This window comes from Flavobacterium sp. LMO6 (assembly GCF_009495795.1).
Taxonomy (GTDB): domain Bacteria; phylum Bacteroidota; class Bacteroidia; order Flavobacteriales; family Flavobacteriaceae; genus Flavobacterium.
Window position 1 is genome coordinate 1 of the sequence record NZ_WIBH01000111.1, and the last position, 224, is coordinate 224.

Here is a 224-nt window from a genome sequence, read left to right on the forward strand (position 1 = left end):
CTGTTAGATATCGACTTTTTTAAACGTATTAATGACAACTACGGCCATGCCGGTGGCGATGTAGTGCTGCAGGAACTTGCCCACCGCTTACAAGACACCTGCCGTGACAAAGACCTGGTGGTTCGCTGGGGCGGCGAGGAAGTGTTGCTGGTACTGGATAATATTGATCCGGCTCATGTTAATGCCTTTGTAAAACGGGTATTACATGCCATAGGCGACAAGCC

Annotated in this window: 1 protein-coding gene; it reads left to right on the top strand. The window is 49.6% G+C overall.

The genetic code is table 11. The features are described 5' to 3' along the window. Positions 1–224, top strand: a 224-nt coding sequence (locus GFJ99_RS13380; RefSeq protein WP_153209553.1) for a GGDEF domain-containing protein, incomplete at both ends; no start/stop codon positions are given.